This is a genomic window from Actinoplanes cyaneus (assembly GCF_016862095.1).
Classification (GTDB): domain Bacteria; phylum Actinomycetota; class Actinomycetes; order Mycobacteriales; family Micromonosporaceae; genus Actinoplanes; species Actinoplanes cyaneus.
In genome coordinates, this window is sequence record NZ_BOMH01000047.1 from 22,369 (window position 1) to 39,175 (window position 16,807).

At 70.6% G+C, this 16,807-nt stretch carries 16 protein-coding genes; 5 read left to right on the forward strand and 11 right to left on the reverse strand.

Translation table 11 applies throughout. From position 1 onward, the window contains the following. Positions 1-24: 24 nt before the first annotated feature. Complete coding sequence (locus Acy02nite_RS31145; RefSeq protein WP_239175383.1) at positions 25-2,394, forward strand: putative bifunctional diguanylate cyclase/phosphodiesterase; 2,370 nt, start codon at positions 25-27, stop codon at positions 2,392-2,394. 64 nt (positions 2,395-2,458) lie between these two features. Here the strand turns inward: Acy02nite_RS31145 and crcB are convergent, their stop codons facing one another. The 7 genes from crcB to Acy02nite_RS31180 form a co-directional block, all read right to left on the reverse strand. Then, positions 2,459-2,815: a fluoride efflux transporter CrcB gene (gene crcB / locus Acy02nite_RS31150; RefSeq protein WP_203748046.1), complete on the reverse strand. Its 357-nt coding sequence runs from the start codon at positions 2,813-2,815 to the stop codon at positions 2,459-2,461. Positions 2,816-2,909: 94 nt separating this feature from the next. Further along, on the reverse strand, positions 2,910-3,290 hold the full coding sequence (locus tag Acy02nite_RS31155) for a fluoride efflux transporter FluC (RefSeq protein WP_203748062.1): 381 nt from the start codon (positions 3,288-3,290) through the stop codon (positions 2,910-2,912). A gap of 296 nt (positions 3,291-3,586) precedes the next feature. Then, a complete protein-coding gene (locus Acy02nite_RS31160) occupies positions 3,587-5,782 on the reverse strand; it encodes an MMPL family transporter (RefSeq protein WP_203748064.1) in 2,196 nt (731 codons plus the stop codon). Between the two features lie 71 nt (positions 5,783-5,853). Then, positions 5,854-6,498: a LuxR C-terminal-related transcriptional regulator gene (locus tag Acy02nite_RS31165; protein ID WP_203748066.1), complete on the reverse strand. Its 645-nt coding sequence runs from the start codon at positions 6,496-6,498 to the stop codon at positions 5,854-5,856. Between the two features lie 12 nt (positions 6,499-6,510). Next, complete coding sequence (locus tag Acy02nite_RS31170; protein ID WP_203748068.1) at positions 6,511-7,821, reverse strand: sensor histidine kinase; 1,311 nt, start codon at positions 7,819-7,821, stop codon at positions 6,511-6,513. A 65-nt stretch (positions 7,822-7,886) separates the two neighbouring features. Continuing rightward, complete coding sequence (locus tag Acy02nite_RS31175) at positions 7,887-8,912, reverse strand: NADPH:quinone reductase (RefSeq protein ID WP_203748070.1); 1,026 nt, start codon at positions 8,910-8,912, stop codon at positions 7,887-7,889. 19 nt (positions 8,913-8,931) lie between these two features. Then, complete coding sequence (locus tag Acy02nite_RS31180; RefSeq protein ID WP_239175385.1) at positions 8,932-9,399, reverse strand: GNAT family N-acetyltransferase; 468 nt, start codon at positions 9,397-9,399, stop codon at positions 8,932-8,934. A 134-nt stretch (positions 9,400-9,533) separates the two neighbouring features. Here Acy02nite_RS31180 and Acy02nite_RS31185 point away from each other — a divergent pair, with 134 nt between their 5' ends. Together Acy02nite_RS31185 and Acy02nite_RS31190 are read left to right on the forward strand one after the other, a co-directional pair. Continuing rightward, positions 9,534-10,019, forward strand: a complete 486-nt coding sequence (locus tag Acy02nite_RS31185) for a response regulator transcription factor (RefSeq protein WP_203748072.1) — start codon at positions 9,534-9,536, stop codon at positions 10,017-10,019. 37 nt (positions 10,020-10,056) lie between these two features. Further along, a complete protein-coding gene (locus tag Acy02nite_RS31190) occupies positions 10,057-11,523 on the forward strand; it encodes a DHA2 family efflux MFS transporter permease subunit (protein ID WP_203748075.1) in 1,467 nt (488 codons plus the stop codon). Positions 11,524-11,964: 441 nt separating this feature from the next. Here the strand turns inward: Acy02nite_RS31190 and Acy02nite_RS31195 are convergent, their stop codons facing one another. The 4 genes from Acy02nite_RS31195 to Acy02nite_RS31210 all read right to left on the reverse strand — a co-directional run bounded on the left by Acy02nite_RS31195 (position 11,965) and on the right by Acy02nite_RS31210 (position 15,583). Beyond that, complete coding sequence (locus Acy02nite_RS31195; protein WP_239175386.1) at positions 11,965-13,014, reverse strand: S66 family peptidase; 1,050 nt, start codon at positions 13,012-13,014, stop codon at positions 11,965-11,967. A 14-nt stretch (positions 13,015-13,028) separates the two neighbouring features. Further along, a complete protein-coding gene (locus Acy02nite_RS31200; RefSeq protein ID WP_203748076.1) occupies positions 13,029-13,754 on the reverse strand; it encodes a zf-HC2 domain-containing protein in 726 nt (241 codons plus the stop codon). A gap of 43 nt (positions 13,755-13,797) precedes the next feature. Next, entirely contained in the window at positions 13,798-14,334 is a 537-nt protein-coding gene (locus tag Acy02nite_RS31205) for a sigma-70 family RNA polymerase sigma factor (RefSeq protein WP_203748078.1), read from the reverse strand. 145 nt (positions 14,335-14,479) lie between these two features. Continuing rightward, the gene (locus tag Acy02nite_RS31210) at positions 14,480-15,583 is read right to left on the reverse strand and encodes a neprosin family prolyl endopeptidase (protein ID WP_239175387.1); all 1,104 of its coding nucleotides are present in this window, start codon (positions 15,581-15,583) and stop codon (positions 14,480-14,482) included. A 336-nt stretch (positions 15,584-15,919) separates the two neighbouring features. On the opposite strand from Acy02nite_RS31210, the gene Acy02nite_RS31215 reads away from it, so the two are divergent. Together Acy02nite_RS31215 and Acy02nite_RS31220 are read left to right on the forward strand one after the other, a co-directional pair. Beyond that, positions 15,920-16,390, forward strand: coding sequence for a cysteine dioxygenase (locus Acy02nite_RS31215; RefSeq protein WP_203748091.1), 471 nt, complete (start codon positions 15,920-15,922; stop codon positions 16,388-16,390). Further along, positions 16,387-16,788 carry a rhodanese-like domain-containing protein gene (locus Acy02nite_RS31220; RefSeq protein WP_203748095.1) on the forward strand — a complete coding sequence of 134 codons (402 nt, stop codon included), beginning with the start codon at positions 16,387-16,389 and terminating at the stop codon, positions 16,786-16,788. The genes Acy02nite_RS31215 and Acy02nite_RS31220 overlap by 4 nt, the downstream gene beginning before the upstream one ends. Positions 16,789-16,807: the final 19 nt, after the last annotated feature.

Here is a 16,807-nt window from a genome sequence, read left to right on the forward strand (position 1 = left end):
GCAATTCCTCAACTGCGCTGGACGGTGGCCGACTGCAACGTTGTGCTCGCCACCCAGCAACTGACGGAGTTCCTCGCCGTCGTAGCCGATCGGCCCGATGAGGCTGCCGCCCAGCATGCTGCCGTCGAATGCGCGGTGCGCGCGCTCGACGCCGACCTCGCGGTGCTGATGGTCGACGGCGGCGCCGTGGCGGCGGTCGGCCTGCCGGTCGAGCGCATCCCGGCATACGCCCTGACCGAGATCGCGGCCGGCCGGCGCTCGACCTTCCAGGTCGACGACCGTCCGTACACGGTCACCCTGGCCCACCTCGGCGGGGTCACCCCCGGCGTGCTGGTGCTCGGCCGCGAAACGCCGTTCACCGTGGAAGAGGTCTGCCTCCTCCGCGGCATGGCCCGCGTGCTCGAGCTCAGCCTGCAGGCGCTGCACCTGATCGAGGTGGAGCGCCGCCAGGCCGCCGAGAACGAGACCCTGATCAACTCGTTGCAGCGCCGCCAGCAGCTCTTCGACGAGCTCAGCGCGGTGCAGCGGGCCATCGCCCGGCGCGAGCCGCTGCGCCGGATCCTCGACCAGATCACCGCGAGCGCGGCCCAGCTGCTCGACGTCGAACTGTCCGGGCTGACCGTGCTCGACCTCGACGACCCGAACCGGACCAGCCTGATCTCCAGCCGGGGCGTCTCCGACGAGGGCGTGCAACGCATGCAGTCGATGCCGGTTGCCTCGCTCGGGGTGGCCGGGCTCGCGATGATGGGCAACGAGCTGGTCGCCGTCGACGACTACGCGAACTCGCCGATCGCGGTGCCGGAGATCGTCCGGTCCCAGCTGCGCAGCGTGATGGCGGTTCCGGTGCACGAGGACGACGTGGTGGTCGGCGCGTTGTTCGTGGGCTCCTTCCACGGCGTACGCGAATGGGATCGTGCCTCTCAGGAGATCCTGCTGGCGTTCGCCGAGCACGTGAGCCTGGCCATCACCGACGCCCGCACGCTGCGGGAGATGAACCACGCGTTCCACGACTCGCTGACCGGCCTGGCGAACCGCTCGCTCTTCACCACCCGGATGGAGAACGCGCTGGCCACGACGGGCTCCAGCGGGGTTGCCGCGCTGCTGATCGACCTGGACCGCTTCAAGGTGGTCAACGACTCGCTCGGGCACGCGATCGGCGACCGGCTGCTGACCGCGGTGGCCGACCGGCTGCGCGACTGCCTGCGCGGCGGGGACACCGCGGCCCGGCTCGGCGGCGACGAGTTCGCCGTGCTGCTGCCCGACGTCCCCGGGCTCGAGATCGCGGTGCCGGTGGCACGGCGGATCGTGGCCGCGCTCCGCGAGCCGTTCACCCTCGACGGGCGGGAGCTCTACGCGAGTTGCAGCATCGGCGTGGCCTGGGCGGAAGCCGGCAGCACCGACGCGGACGACCTGCTGGTCCGCGCGGACCTGGCCGTGTTCGAGGCCAAGAAGCACGGCAAGGACCAGCTGGCCGTCTTCGACCCGGCCATGCGCGCCTCGTTCCAGAAACACCTGGAGATGGAGGCCGACCTGCGCCGGGCGGTGCTGCGGCACGAGTTCGAGCTGCGGTTCCAGCCGATCGTGCGGCTGCGCACCCAGGAGATCTCCGGGCTGGAGGCACTGGTCCGCTGGCAGCACCCGGAGCGCGGGATGATCCCGCCGATGGAGTTCATCCCGCTCGCCGAGGAAACCGGGATGATCGTGCCGATCGGCGAGTGGGTGCTGCGCGAGGCGTGCCGGCAGGCGGCCCGGTGGAACGCTCAGCGTGACGAGGACACACCGCTGACCGTGAGTGTGAACCTCTCCGCGGTCCAGTTGGAGCGTGCCGACCTTCCGCAACTGGTCTCGTCCGCCCTCCAGGAGAGCGGGCTGCCGGCGAAATGCCTGATCATCGAGCTGACCGAGTCGCTGCTCGTGGATCATCGGCCGGAGACGCTGCGGCGGCTCGAAGCGGTCAAGGCGCTCGGGGTGCGGCTGGCGATCGACGACTTCGGGACCGGGTACTCGTCGCTGGCGTACCTGCGGAACTTCCCGGTCGACATCATCAAGATCGACAAGTCGTTCGTGGACGACATCGGGGACATGCCGGCCGCCGCGGCGCTGACCCTCGGCATCATCCAGCTCGGGCAGGCGTTGCAGCTCTCCACGATCGCCGAGGGGATCGAGCACGTGGAGCAGTTGAGCGAGCTCGCGGACGGCAACTGCGAGCTGGGACAGGGCTACTACTTCGCGGAGCCCCTGACCGCGGCCGCGATGGACGATCTGCTGGCCTCGGGAAGCCCCGCGCTGTCCGTCACCCCGCCGGCCCCGGCAGCCGCCGCGCTGTCCGCCGCACCGCCGGCCTCGGAGAACGCTGCGCTATCTGCCACGCCGCCGGCCTCGGAGAAGTCCTGACCCTGGCTCGGATGGGGGGCTCAGCCGGGCTGGGACCTCCCGGGGAACCAGTGGGCACGGCGCTTCAGACAGTGGCGGCCAGGATGGCGCCCAAGGTGGCGGCGCCCAACCCGGCCAAGACGCTGACCAGCACGTACGCGAAGGCCTTCGCCTGCTCTCCCTGCCGGGCGAAGGTCAACGTCTCCCAGGAGAACGTCGAATACGTCGTCAGCGCCCCGCAGAACCCGGTCCCGATCAGCGCGGTCAGACCGGACGGGAGCCGCATCCCGAGCACCAGGCCCAGCACGAGCGACCCGGCCACGTTCACCGCGAGGGTGCCCCACGGGAAACCGGTGCCGTAACGCGCTTGAACGTAACGGTCGGTGAGGTAGCGCAGGGGCGCCCCTATCGCCGCGCCGAGTGCCACGAACAGCACCGTCATGAGCGCTGCTCCCCTGCCGAGGCGATCGTCGCTGTGCGCTCAGGTCCCGCCGAGGCGATCGTCGCGGCGCGCTCACGTCCGGCCGGGACGACCATCACGACCGCTTCCAGGCCGCCGAGACGAGCGTGCTGCCCGCCCAGACCGCCAGCAACGCGCCGACGATCGTCGCCGCCAGGTAGACCACCGGTGCCCCGCGCTGCACGTCGACCTCGGCGGTCGAGAACGTCGTGAAGCCGCCGAGGACGCCCGTGCCGAGGAAGAGCCTGGTCAGCCGGTAACCGCCGCGGAAACGGGCGAGCAGCGTGTAGAGCACGCCGATCAGGAAACACCCGGAGACGTTGATCGACCAGGTCGCCCAGGGGAACTCGGCCGGCGCGTGCGGCCAGGCGACGCCGATGCCGTAGCGGGCCAGCGCGCCGAGCACCCCACCGGCCGCGACGACGGCCAGGGCACGGCGGTCCACGTCGAGATCCATGTGCGGTCACGCTATCGCGCGGGCGGCCGGGGGGACGTGGCGGCGTCCTCCCCGGCCGGTTCCGGGCGCTCGGGACAGATCCACCGATCGCGTGAAACGACCTGAAACAGACGATGTAAATGCCTGTTGACCTGTGCCTGAGCGGTTTCAGCGTCCACTGTAGGCGACGATCTTGCGCCGTGGAAATCCGACCCTCGCGGCATGGCGCTTCGCGCTTCACCCTCAACCCCGATTCCCCGTACGCCGGAAGCAGTGCGGCCCGGGTGCGAAGCGCACCCGGACCGAGACCGCGGACCTCAGCCGACCGGGGTCAGCGGACGTCCCGCCTGCACCGGCTCGACGGCCGGCTCCACGTCGTGAGCGATCTCCGGCAGCCACCGCAGCCAGCTGGGAAGCCACCAGTTCGCCCGGCCCAGCATCGCCATCACGGCCGGGAGCAGCACCGCCCGGACGATCGTGGCGTCCAGCAGCACCGCGGCCGCCAGCCCCACGCCCAGCTGCTTCGTCGAGTTCAGCGGGAGCGTCGCGAAGAGCGAGAACACCGCCACCATCACCACTGCCGCGCTGGTGATCACGCCAGCCGTGCGGCCGATGCCCTCACGGACCGCGGCTCGGGTGTCCAGACCGCGGTCGTAGCCCTCACGGATCCGGCTGAGGACGAAGACGTGGTAGTCCATCGACAGGCCGAACAGGATCACGAAGAGGAACAGCGGCATCCAGTTGGTGATCCCACCGCTGGAGACGAAGTCGAGCTGCTTCTCGAAGTGCCCGTACTGGAAGACGTAGACCAGCATGCCGTAGGCGGCGGCCACCGAGAGCAGGTTGAGCACGACCCCGGTGATCGCGATCACGACCGAGCGGAACGAGACCAGCAGGAGCAGGAACGCCAGCCCCAGCACGAAGCCGAACACCCAGGGCAGGCTCTCGTCGAGCTGCTCGTTGAAGTCGGCATTCGACGCGGTCTCGCCGGAGACCAGGGCGGTCGCGCCGGGCAGGGCACCGAACGTGGCGGGCACGATGCGGCCGCGCAGCGTGTCGAGGGCGGCCATCGCCGCGCTGTCGTCGCCCTTGCCCTGCAGGCCGACCGAGACCACCGCGACCGTGCCGGCCGGGTTGATCTCGACGTCGATCGGCTCGACGAGCTGACCGCTCGCCTTCGCCTGGGCACGGAAGGTCGTGAGCGCCTGCTGGAACTCGTCGCTCTTGACCGTGCCGCTCTGCACGACCACCCGGGCCGGCGTGGTCTTGCTCGGGAACGCCTCACCGATCGCCTTGTACGCCTGGACGATCGGCGCGTCGTGCGGCAGGTCGTCGATGCCCTCCGCCTTGGTTCTCAGGTCCAGTGCCGGGGCCGCGAGCGCGCCCAGTGCCGCCACCGCGACCAGCACCGAGATCAGCGGCCGGGCCAGCACGACCTTGAGCAGCCCGCCCCAGAACCGGCCGTCGCTGCGACGCCGGTAGAGCCCCGGGATCTTGATGGCGTCGACCCGGTCGCCGAGAGCCGACAACAGGGCCGGGAGCACCGTCAGCGAGCCCAGCACCGCGGTGGTGACCACCAGGATGGTGCCCAGACCGAAACTGACGAACGTGGTGTCGTGGGTGAGGAACATGCCAGCCATCGCCACGATCACGGTGAGCCCGGAGACCCAGATCGAGCGGCCGGAAGTCTGCGCGGCGATCATCAGCGCCCGCTCCGGATCGGCGCCGTTGCGACGCTCGTCGCGCTCCCGGCGGATGTAGAACAGGCAGTAGTCCACGCCGACGGCGAGGCCGACCAGCAGCATCACGTGGGACGTGGCGTCGACCGTCGGCGCCAGGCGGCTGAACGCGGCCATCAGGCCGATCGCCGCGATCACCGCGGTCACCGCCAGGCCGACCGGCAGCAGCGCGGCCACCACCGCGCCGAACGCCACCAGCAGGATGCCGAGCGTGACCGGGATCGAGAGCATCGACAGCCGGGCGAGCCCCTCGTCGAGCTCGTCGCCGATCAGCTTGTCGCCGCTGGCGTCACCGCCCTGGGCGATGAACAGCTCCGGGTGCTCGGTCTGCGCCTTCGCCACCGCGTCCAGTGCCGGGCCGACCCGGTCCTTCGCGGTCTCCGGGTCACCCTTGACCTGGAAGGTGATCAGGGTCGACCGGTTGTCCGGCGACTGGATCGGGTCCTGCACGCCGGTGACGTCGCTCAGCCCCGACAGCGCCTTCGTGAGCTGCGTGGTGGCGGCCGCCCGATCGGCGCCGGACCGGTTCTGGATCAGCACCATCTCGCCGGCCGGCTGCTCCGGGAAGCCCGCCCCCTCGACGATCTTCTCGGCCCGGCCGGAATCACCGTTGCCCTGCTCCGCGTTCGACGCCGCGAGGCTGCCCAGCACACCACTGAGAACGGTGGCGGCGACCACGAAAGCGATCCATCCGAAGATCGCGAGCGCTCGGTGGCGGGCGCTCCAGATCGCGACCCGAGGCGCGATCCCTTTGACTTTCCCCCTGTGCTCCATGCCTGGAAACGCTATGGATCGCAGCGATCGGTTTGAATCAGGTGAGCCCCCCAACAGGGGTGGGGATAACCCTACGTCTGGAGGTAGGCCAGCACCGCGAGGACGCGACGGTGCTGCTCCTCGTCCTGGTGCAGATTGAGTTTGGTGAAGATGTTCCGGACGTGCTTCTCCACCGCACCCTCGGTGACCACCATCTTGCGGGCGACCGCGGTGTTCGACATCCCCTCCGCCATCAGGCTCAGCACCTCACGCTCGCGCGGGGTCAGACTGCGCAGCGGATCGTCACGCCGGCGCCGGACCAGCAGCTGGCCGACCACCTCGGGGTCGAGCACGGTGCCGCCCTCGGCGACCCGGCGCAGGCCGTCCAGGAAGTCGGCGACCAGCGACACCCGGTCCTTGAGCAGATAGCCGACCGCCCCTCGGCGATCGGCCAGCAGATCATCGGCGTACGAGACCTCGACGTACTGCGAGAGCACCAGGATCGGACTGCCCGGCACCCGGCTGCGCGCCTCCACCGCGGCGCGCAGGCCCTCGTCGGTGTGCGACGGCGGCATCCGGACGTCCACGATGGAGACGTCCGGACGATGCTCGACGACCGCGTCGACGAGGGACGGCCCGTCACCGACGGCCGCCACCACGGTGTGACCGTTCTCCTCGACGAGCCGGATCAAGCCCTCGCGCAACAGGACCGCATCATCGGCGATAACCACTCGCATGCGGCCACTCTGTCAGAGCGGCAGTGCCGCTGTCAGGCGGGTCCCTTCGCCCTCGGCGCTCTCCACGGCCAGCACCCCGCCGGCCGCCTTGACCCGATCGTCCAGGCCGGCCAGGCCGTGCCCCTTGGCCAGGCTCGCGCCGCCCACCCCGTCGTCGGCGACGGTCACCAGCAGGCCGGTGGTGATCCGCTGCACGCTGACCTGCACCTCGCTGGCGTGGCTGTGCTTGGCGACGTTGGTCAGCGCCTCGGCGACCACGAAGTACGCCGTCGACTCGACCGCCGGGTTCAGCCGCTCGAAGACCGGGGCGTCCAGGTCCACCGGGATGGTGCAGCGGCCGGCCAGCGCGGTCAGCGCCGCCTGCAGGCCACGGTCCACCAGGATCGGCGGGGCGATCCCGCGGGACAGCGCCCGCAACTCGTCCAGCGTCTCCCGGGTCTGGCTGAGCGCCTCGGCGACGGTGGCCCGGGCCAGCTCCGGATCGGTGGCGAACTGCTGCTCGGCGCGGCCCAGATCCATCGCGAGCCGGACCAGGCGCTGCTGCGGCCCGTCGTGGATGTCGCGCTCCAGCTTGCGCAGCGCGGTCGCCTCGGCCGAGACCGCGGCCGCCTTCTGACCCAGCGCGGTGTCGCGGGCGGCGTTCGCGTCGGCCACCTGCTGGCGCAGCTCGTCGACCCCGGTGAGCAGGCCCCGGGCGAACTGCGCTTCCAGCAGCGCGGAGCCGCGCACCACCGGGATCAGGGTGACCGCGAAGAACAGGCCCATGACCAGGTAGAACGTGACCCGGATGAGCGCCGTGTCGTCGAAGCCGAGCAGCTCGGGCAGATCCTGGTTCTCCGGCGGGTGCGGCAACGCCCAGTCCCACGCGGCGTAGGTGAGGCCGCCCAGCGTCCCGACCCACCAGGTGAAGACGAAACAGAACGCGATCGTGCTCGGGATGAATCGGAAGATGCCGTGCACCAGGTCCAGCCAGGACTGGCCGTCGGCGAGGGGGCTGAACATCTTGCCGACCCAGCTCTGCGACTTCGACGCGCGGTAATGCGGATGCGGGATGCGGCGGCGCAGCACCGGGCCGATCCGCAGCCGCTCCAGGTGAGCGAAGCCGCGGGACATGGCGAGCGAGCCGGCCAGCAGCGGCAGGCCGATCCAGATGATCGCGGTGCCGATGCCGGTCGCGAAACCGGTGATGCACAGGACCAGCGTGATCAATCCGAGCGGGAAGCCGAGCAGCACATACTGCGTGTCGACGCCCAGCTGACGCAGGTAGCGCCGGGCCGGGGCGATGGTCGGGGCGGCCGGAGCACCGGCGTACGAGATTGTCATGTCCTCCACGCTAGGCATCGGCGCCCTCCGTTCCGATCCTGCGGACCGCCCAGCCGTTGGTAGGGTTAACCCGACAAGGGCTCGGTCACCTCGATGACCACCTTGCCGACGGCGTGATTCTCGACTGCCTCGTGCGCTCGCGCCACCCCGTCCAGCGGGAAGCGGAGAATCGGCAGGCCGTGTTCCTCGCCGACCCGGAAGGCGCCGGCGTTCACCGCCTCGGCGACGGCGGCCACCGCGTTGTCCTTCTCCTCCGGCGTCGTGGTGTAGGTCAGCACGAAATCCAGGCTGATGTTCTTCAGGTTCGCCGTGAAGAACGGCACCCGGACCTCGCCGGCCACGTAGATCGCGATGTTGCCGCCCGGGGCGATCACGTCCAGGTCGAGCTCGAGGTTGCCGGTGTCGACCTCGACGATCACGTGCGGGCCGGTCCTGCTGACCTCACGGATGCGCCCCGCCACGTCCTCCTCGCGGTAGTCGATCACCACGTCGGCACCGGCCGCGCTCGCCAGCTCCGCCTTCTCCTTGCTGCTCACCGTGGTCAGCACGGTCGCGCCGGCCCACTTGGCGAGCTGGATCGCGGCGTTGCCGACCGCGCCGGCGCCGCCCGCGACCAGCACGGTGCGCCCGGCCAGCGCGCCGGGTGCCAGCCGCGCCGGGCCGTCGCCGGCCACGGTCAGGCAGCGGTGCGCGGTCAGCGCCGGGATGCCCAGGGCCGCGCCGACCTCGAACGGGACGTCGTCGTTCATCCGAACCACCTGGCGGCGGGGCAGCACCACGAACTCCTGCGCGGTGCCGTTCGCCCGGCCGTAACCGGCGTCCCACACCCAGACCCGGTCGCCCGCCTCGAGACCCTTGACCCCCTCGCCGAGCGCGTCGACGACGCCGGCGCCGTCCTGATTCGGCACCCGCGGCGGGGCGACACCGTCGGGCACGCCACGACCGGCGCGCGTGCCGGTGTCGGTGGGGTTGACCGCGGAGAGCACGATCCGGACCCGGACCTCGCCCGCGCCGGCCAGCGGCAGACCACGGTCGACGATCGCGAGGACGTCGGAGGCCGGACCGGGCTCGGAGAAGACGGCAGCGCGCATCACTCCACCCTATGTCGTGTCACAGGTCACGGCGCATCGCGAGACGGGGCCACACGTCCAGCCCGTGCGCGGCCTCCTCGGCCCGGATCGCCCGCAACTCCGGCGTGAGCTCGTCCCCGGCGAGCCGGCGGAATCCGAGGCGCTCGTAGTACGGCGCGTTCCACGGGACCTCGGCGAACGTGGTCAGGGTCAGCGCCGGCGAGCCCTGCTCCCTCGCCCAGGTCACGACCCGCTCGACCAGCGCCGCGCCGAGCCGGCGACCCGCGGCGACCGGATCGACCGAGACCTGCTCCAGGTGCGCTGTGCTGTCGGCCCACTTCACCAGCGCGTACGCGATGGGCTGCCCCGCGTCGTCGTCGGCGACGAAGGCGCGGCCGGTGGACACGTACTCCCGCAGGTGGGCGGCGGGGAACGGATCGTCGCCGGCGACCGCGTCCATCCCCAGTGCCAGGAACATCCGCCCGGCCTCGACCTCGATCCGTTGCATCGCCGGAATGTCTGATTCTCGTGCCGGTCTGATCATTCGTCCTCCCGGCTCATTCGACCTCACGGGGGCTCAGTGGTTCCACCCCGTTGCCGAACAGGAGTAGGCACGTCGCAGCCCGACCTCTGGAGGTCCGCGTGTTCACCGTTCTGATCGCCGACGACGAGGTCGACCACCGTGATCTGCTCTCCCTCGCCCTGCGGCGCTTCGGCTACCAGATCGTCACCGCTGACAACGCCGGTGGCGCGCTCGACGTGCTGGCCCACGGTGGTGTCGACGCCGCCCTGATCGACGTACGTATGCCCGGCTTGTCCGGCATCGAGCTGTGCCGCCGGATCCGCAGTGATCCCGCCCTGGAATCCTTACCGATCATGGTGGTCAGCGCGGACGTGCACCGCGACCGGATCACCGACGCGCTGCACGCCGGCGCGGACGACTACCTGTGCAAGCCGTTCGCCAGGGACGAGCTGGTCGCCCGGCTCGGCCACCTGCTGCGCCGGCCCGGCACCGGGGCGGTCCGCTCGGTGGCGGCCTCCCGCGCCGCCCTGGCCGCCGCCCGGCACGCCGCGCCGCCGGCCCCGCTCACCCGTCACGAAGATCTCCGGATCCGGCATTCGGCCTGATCGGCTGCGCGGACCGGGCGCCGCGTAGGGTCGCCGCATGAATCCGGTTCGGTACGGCACCACGGCCGGACGCCTGGTGCTGCTGGCCACCGTCCTGGGCTCGAGCCTGGCGTTCGTCGACGCCACCGTGGTCAATCTGGCCCTGCCCGAGCTGGGGCGAAGCCTTGACGCGTCAGCGGCCGGCCTGCAGTGGACGATCAACGGCTACGCGCTCTCGCTCGCCTCCCTGATCCTGGTCGGTGGCTCGCTGGGTGACCGCTTCGGGCGTAAACGGATCTTCATGGCCGGCGTCACCTGGTTCGCGCTGGCCTCGCTGCTCTGCGGCGTCGCGCCGAACATCGAACTGCTGATCGCGGCCCGGGTCCTGCAGGGCATCGGCGGCGCGCTGCTCACCCCCGGCGCGCTCGCGATCCTGGAGGCGTCGTTCGTCCCGGAGGATCGGGCGAAGGCCATCGGCGCGTGGTCCGGGCTGGGCGGCGTCGGCGGGGCGCTCGGGCCGTTCCTCGGCGGCTGGCTGCTGGAGTTCGGCAGCTGGCGATACCTGTTCCTGATCAACGTGCCGGTTGCGGCGCTGGTCCTGTGGGTCGCGTCCCGGCACGTCCCGGAGTCCCGCGACCCGGGCGCCGCCCGCCGCTTCGACGTGGCCGGGCTGCTCACCGGGGCCGCCGGGCTGGGCGGTCTGACGTACGGGTTCACCGCCTGGCCGGCGCACGGCGCGGGCTCGCCCGTCGTGCTGATCCCCCTGGCCGCCGGCGTGCTCGGGATGGCGGCGTTCGTCGTCGCCGAACTGCGCTCGCCGCACCCGATGGTGCCGCCGGAGATCTTCCGGCATCGCGCGTTCACCGGGGCGAACCTGGTGACGTTCCTGGTCTACGCGGCCAACGGCGGCGTGTTCTTCCTGGTCGTGGTCAATCTGCAGGTGGTGGCGGGCTATCCGGCGCTACGGGCCGGCCTGGCCATGCTCCCCGTCACGGTGATCATGCTGCTGCTCTCGGCCCGGGGCGGGGCTCTCGGCCAGCGGATCGGCCCGCGAATCCCGATGACAGTGGGCCCGCTGCTCTGCGGCGCGGCGCTGGTGCTGATGTCGATGATCGGCGAGGACGCGCCCTACCTGACCCGGGTCCTGCCCGCGGTCATCCTCTTCGGGCTCGGCCTGGCCCTGCTCGTCGCCCCGCTCACCGCCACGGCGCTCGGCGCCCTCGACGACGCGCACGCCGGCATCGCCTCCGGCGTCAACAACGCGGTGGCCCGGGCCGCCGGGCTGCTCTCGGTCGCGGTCCTGCCGCTGGCCGCCGGGTTGGGCACGGGATCACTGACCGAGTCTGCCCAGCTGCAACCGGTCTACCGCAACGCGATGCTGATCTGCGCCGGCCTGATGGCGGCGGGGGCGGTCGCGGCGTTCCTCGCCATCCCGGGCCGCCTCCCACCGAAGCCGTCCGCGAATCGCTCCTTCTGCGACCCCGCCGCTCCGCCGGTCCAGCCCCGAGCGGGAGAGCCCTCCTAGACCAAGTGCGAGGGCTGGTTCTCCAGGGGTGCTTCACGGTCGTGAAGCACCCCTGGAGAACCAGCCGAACCCCGCCGCCGCGCGGTGACCCGGAGTCCGGCGCACGTCGCGGCACCGGCTGGCACTCACGGTCGTAATCGCGCTCGAAGACAACCGTGAGCACCAGCCGAGACCCCGGCCGCGGCACCACCTCGACTCCGGCGTAGGCCGCGGCACCGGCTGGCGCTCACGGTCGTAATCGCTCGCGAGAACAACCGCGGCTGTGGACGGGTTTGTTGCTGTGACCGTGCCCCGCCACGGAGGCCGCCCTGGAGGGCCTTGCGTTCTGGGCCGGCCACGGCCCTGCGAGGCCCGGAAGGGTCCCCGCGGGAGCAGCGGAGAGGGACCACAGCGGACCTGGGACATGACGATCTTGAAGTTGATCTTCGGTGTTCTGCGGGGTCACGAGTAGTGGGCGGTGATCGTGCGGGCGGGGCCGTCGACAGTGATCCGGCCGCCGTGGGGCAGCACGTACTGCGGGTCGGTGTGTCCGAAATCGACACCGAAGACGATCATCGCGGACGGGTGGTACGTGCCGAATGCCCGCAGGATCGCCTCGCGCTGCTCGTCACGGAACTTCTGACGTTCCGGGACCGGGCGCGGGCTCATGAAGTGCGTCGCTTTCGCCGTGCCGACGAGGACGGCGGGGAACTGCCGCAGCAGGCCGCGTTCGCCGAAGTTGCGGAGCATGTGGAAGACGTCCTCGGCGGACGGCATCTCCTCGGACGTCTCCAGCAGCAGCACACAGCCCTCGTAGTCGCCGGCCGGGCGGATCCAGCGGCCGGCGGCCAGGTTCCAGTGGAGGATGTCCAGGCATCCGCCCCAGGTCGGCGCGCTCACGACGGTGTCCGGACGGTGCCAGACCCGGCCGGGGCTGGGCGTCGCGGGCGCCGACTCGGTCAGCGCGCGGGGCTCGTGCCAGTCGACCTCCTCCTCGCTGAACGAGTCGACCGGCGCGATGACCAGGTCACCGCCGTCGAAGAGGGCCGCCCGGAGGGTCGCGAGGTGCACCGGCTGGACGCCCTCGCCACGCGCCAGGTGCATCATCGTCGACCCGCCGTGGTACGCCGCGAGGCCGTGGCCCCAGAGCCAGTTGAGCAGGTTGGTGTTGTCCGAGAAGCCGAAGAACGGTTTGGGGTCGGCCCGGAACACCGCCGGGTCGAGGTGCGGCAGCACGGTGAGCTGGTCGTCGCCGCCGATGGTCGCGAACACCGCCCGGATCGACGGGTCGGCCCAGGCCGCGGTCAGGTCAGCGGCGCGCTCGGCCGGGGTCGCGCCGAGCCGGCGGGTGGTCGGGAACTCCACCGGCTCCAGGCCGAGCACGTCGCGGACGCGGCGCATCGCCTGCTCATGCCGCTCCGGGAAGAGGCCGGGCGCGGCGAAGGACGGGGACAGCACCGCGACCCGGTCGCCGGGACGGAGCTTCGGGGGCATGCGGAGATCGACAGGCATGCCCCCGATTCTGCTCAGGTGACGGTGGCGCTGCCGAGCGCTTTTCCGTCGGCGTCGGTGATCAGGATTTCCTTCACGTCGGTTGCCGTGAAGGAGCTGGAGCCGTCGACCTTCGCGGTGTGCTCGGGCGTCTCACCCCAGACCGCCGCCTGTTCCTGCTTGCCGTCGGCCCGTTTGACGATGCAGAAGAACGGCGCCTTGCCGGACATCCCGGTCATGTTGAGGGAGACCTGAACGCCCCACGCCTTCTTGACCAGCGTCGCCTGACCGGTCATCCCGCTGCCGGCCGCGGCCTGGAAGTTCGCGGTGATCTGCTGCACCGCGGCGGGCGGGTTCTGCGGGGTGCCACCGCCGCCACCGTTGTTGACGATCACGCCGTAGCCGATGGCGCCGGCCGCGATCACCGCCACCGACGCGGCGACCAGCCACCGCGTCCGGCTGACCCGGCTCTCTCTGGTCTTCTCGGCTCGCATCCGGCTGAGCAGGTTCTCGATGTTCTGCGGACTCGGCCGCGCGGCCGGAGCGACAGTGAGCGGCGGAAGATCACCGCCCAGGTGCCGGGCGTCCGGCAGGTGTTGCAGCATGTCCGGCACAGGCGCGAGCCTGTCCAGCTCGGCCCGGCACTCGGCGCAGTCGTGCAGGTGCGCGTCGAGCCGGTCGGTGTCGGCCTCGTCCAGGCCACCCAGGAGGTAGCCGCCCAGCAAGCGGTGCAGGCTGTCGTGCTCGTCGAGATCACTCATGCCGTCACCTCCTTCCGGGTGCCGGCGCGAGAAGCAAGTCTGCTCATGCCGCACCCCCGCTCCGGAGCATGCCCATCTCCTCGAAGACGGCGCGGAGCGCACGAACCGCGTAGTAGGCGCGCGACTTCACCGTGCCTTCCGGCACCGAGAGCCGGCGTGCCGCGTCGGCCACGCTCTGCCCCTCGTAATACATGGCCTGTATCACCGCCCGATGTTCCGGGGAGAGCCGTTCCAGCGCTTCCGCGACCAGCCAGCCCTCCACCATTTGATCCACATTGTCTGCCGACGGCACGGAGTTGACCGCTGTCTCGTCGGAGACCAGGCGTGGCCGGCGCTGTTCCGCCCGCCATGCGTTGGTCACCACGTTACGAGCAATGGTGAGCAGGTATGACCTGGTTCGGCCCGGTTCGGGGTCGAGGTGGTCGATGTGCTTCCACGCTCGTAGCAACGTCTCCTGCACCAGATCCTCGGCTTTGTGCCGATCGGAGACGTATCGCGAGACGAAATTGATCAGAACTGCGTAGTGCTCCGTGTAGAGCGCGGTCATCAGTTGCTCGTCGGGGCTCACCCGTCGCTTCATCGGCGCCAGCTCCCCTCGGGTTCCGCCCGGCCACCCGGATGTACATCGTGGCACGCGATCCGGTTCACGGTGGGGGCAAGAAACCGGAAAACGTCGATGCCCGGCCCCTAACGAGGGACCGGGCATCGAGGGTGCGATCAGTGGATCAAGAGCTGGGGGAAGAACTGGGGGACGGACTGGCCGTGGCGCAGTCGCCGGGACCGCCGTACCGGAAGGTTCGCGGGCTCAGTTGCTCGACGGTGTAGTAATCGCTGGTGCTGCGCACGGTGACGCTCGGATCCGGGCCGTTGAGGTAGGCCACACTGCCGATCCGGGCCGAGGTCTTGTCGTTCGATTTCTTGCCGTTGCCCATCTCCGTGCACGGATTGGCGGAGGAGGCGGCCACCTCGCCGAAGACCTGGACGAGCCCGGTCTTGGTGAACTCGATGTCGCCCCAGAGCTTGGCCGGGAAGTAGCCGACCCACTCGGTGTCGAACGCCACCCACCAGGCATCGTTGTAGTACTGGATGCCGAACCGTTTCTGCTGGTCGACAGCGAGCGTGTCGCCGGCGATCACGGTCTTGCTGAACTGCACGAAACCGCAGCCGTTGTAGCAGGACGTCTGCCGGTTGACCCAGTGGTAGACGAACAGGTGCGGGTCGTCGTCACCGTTCACCAGGCGGTCGACGTTCCACCCGATCTCGACGATCTGGTTGCCGTCCGCGGACTGCACAGCGAGCTCGGCGAGGGTGTGATAGTCCCTTTGGTCCAGCTTCGGTTTGTTGATCGTCAGGTTGACGTAGGCGCCGTCCGACACGGCGGCCTGCGAGCCGACGTTGTAGATGAAGTTGACCGTGTCGTCACCACCGCCGGAGGAGGCCGACGGCTCGGCGGACGGCTCCGGCGGCACCACACTGGTCTTCGCAGTCCGCAGGTAGGTCGACCGGTTGCTGCGACCCTTCGGCGCGAACTCCTCCTCGGGCCCACCGGAGTCCCCCTGGGCCGGCCCGGCGACGCTGAGCCCGGCGGTCTTCAGCGACTTGCTCGTCGCGCCGTTCCGCCCCCGCTTGACCTGCTGCGGCCTGGTGCCCCACGGCAGTTTGGACGGCGGCTTCAGTGCGGGCGCGGCCGCGACGGTGGCAGCCGTGGTCGCCGCGGACACGCCCGGAATCTGCTCGGCCCCCGCCTTGAGGGTGGAGGCGACTCCGATCGCGCCGATCACCGCGAGAGTGAGGCCGGCGGCGAGCAGACCGCGGCGTGACTTCAACACGTGTCCGTCCTCGTGCATCGGGGGGATGCCGCATCCACTTCCGCGGCGGCCTCACCATATAGCTTTCTCAATTGCCCACGGACGTCCTGACCAGGAACTCTGCCGTAACGGCTGAGGCAGTCGTCCATTCCGGTGACAGACCGGCCACTTTGTTCGACGCAGCGTGTCCACGACATTGCGGACAGCAGTTCTTCGCATCCCGTCAGGAAAGAGGCAAACTCGCTTAAGCCTCTTTCGGGGGACACGTCGGATCCAGGAAACCGTCCCACGTCGTCAAGATCTGTGGTAAAACCTATCTTGCCGATAGGTTATGTATGCCCTCGCCGAGGAGAACGCATGTCTGCCACCGCCCTCCGACTCGACCACCTCGCCGTCGCACGGCAATTCGCCAACGCGCCGGAAGGGTGGGTGGTTCCGCCCCGGTTCGACCCGGTCGAGCGGTGGTACCACCGGCTGGCGGCCGCCGACGACCACGAGGTGTGGCTGCTCACCTGGCTGCCCGGGCAGCAGACCGAGCTGCACGACCACGGCGGCTCGGCCGGAGCGTTCCACGTCTTCAGCGGCACTCTCACCGAGGACACCGTCGGCGGCCCCGCCGAGTCACCCCGCGTCGTCACCCGCGACCTGGGCGAGGGCGCCGGCCGCCGCTTCGGCACCCACCACGTGCACCGGATCGTCAACCGCGGCACCGACCCGGCCATCAGCATCCACGTCTACGGGCCCGCGCTGACCACGATGACCAAGTACCGTCTCGGCCCGGCCGGTCTCCAGGTCCTCACCGTCGACAAGGCCGGCTCCCAGTGGTGACCGTCGCACCGCCGGCCGGCGCCCGGAGCATCGCCGAGATCCTGGACGAGGCACGCACCCGGCTGGACCGCCTCGGCCCGCTCGAGACCGACGCCGCGATCCGCGACGGCGCCATCCTGATCGACATCCGCCCGGCCGCCCAGCGCGCCGAGCACGGCGAGATCCCCGGCGCGCTGATCATCGAGCGCAACGTGCTGGAGTGGCGCCTCGACCCGCGCAGCGACGCCCGCCTGCCGTTCGCCGACAGCTACGACCTTCCGGTGATCATCACCTGCCAGGAGGGCTACACCAGCAGCCTGGCCGCGGCGGCGCTGCAGGACCTCGGGCTGCACCGCGCGACCGATCTCGACGGCGGATTCCGGGCCTGGAAGGAAGCCGGCCTGCCCACCACGAACTGAAGACCTTTCCTTGCCTGCC

What these genes read in the sequence shown, in the direction of transcription:
- Acy02nite_RS31155 (WP_203748062.1), bottom strand. Translation starts at nt 3,290, where the DNA reads ATGGATCTCGACGTGGACCGCCGTGCCCTGGCCGTCGTCGCGGCCGGT.
- Acy02nite_RS31160 (WP_203748064.1), bottom strand. Translation starts at nt 5,782, where the DNA reads ATGGAGCACAGGGGGAAAGTCAAAGGGATCGCGCCTCGGGTCGCGATC.
- Acy02nite_RS31205 (WP_203748078.1), bottom strand. Translation starts at nt 14,334, where the DNA reads ATGAAGCGACGGGTGAGCCCCGACGAGCAACTGATGACCGCGCTCTAC.
- Acy02nite_RS31190 (WP_203748075.1), top strand. Translation starts at nt 10,057, where the DNA reads ATGAATCCGGTTCGGTACGGCACCACGGCCGGACGCCTGGTGCTGCTG.
- Acy02nite_RS31195 (WP_239175386.1), bottom strand. Translation starts at nt 13,014, where the DNA reads ATGCCTGTCGATCTCCGCATGCCCCCGAAGCTCCGTCCCGGCGACCGG.
- Acy02nite_RS31215 (WP_203748091.1), top strand. Translation starts at nt 15,920, where the DNA reads ATGTCTGCCACCGCCCTCCGACTCGACCACCTCGCCGTCGCACGGCAA.
- Acy02nite_RS31180 (WP_239175385.1), bottom strand. Translation starts at nt 9,399, where the DNA reads ATGCAACGGATCGAGGTCGAGGCCGGGCGGATGTTCCTGGCACTGGGG.
- crcB (WP_203748046.1), bottom strand. Translation starts at nt 2,815, where the DNA reads ATGACGGTGCTGTTCGTGGCACTCGGCGCGGCGATAGGGGCGCCCCTG.
- Acy02nite_RS31165 (WP_203748066.1), bottom strand. Translation starts at nt 6,498, where the DNA reads ATGCGAGTGGTTATCGCCGATGATGCGGTCCTGTTGCGCGAGGGCTTG.
- Acy02nite_RS31175 (WP_203748070.1), bottom strand. Translation starts at nt 8,912, where the DNA reads ATGCGCGCTGCCGTCTTCTCCGAGCCCGGTCCGGCCTCCGACGTCCTC.
- Acy02nite_RS31170 (WP_203748068.1), bottom strand. Translation starts at nt 7,821, where the DNA reads ATGACAATCTCGTACGCCGGTGCTCCGGCCGCCCCGACCATCGCCCCG.
- Acy02nite_RS31200 (WP_203748076.1), bottom strand. Translation starts at nt 13,754, where the DNA reads ATGAGTGATCTCGACGAGCACGACAGCCTGCACCGCTTGCTGGGCGGC.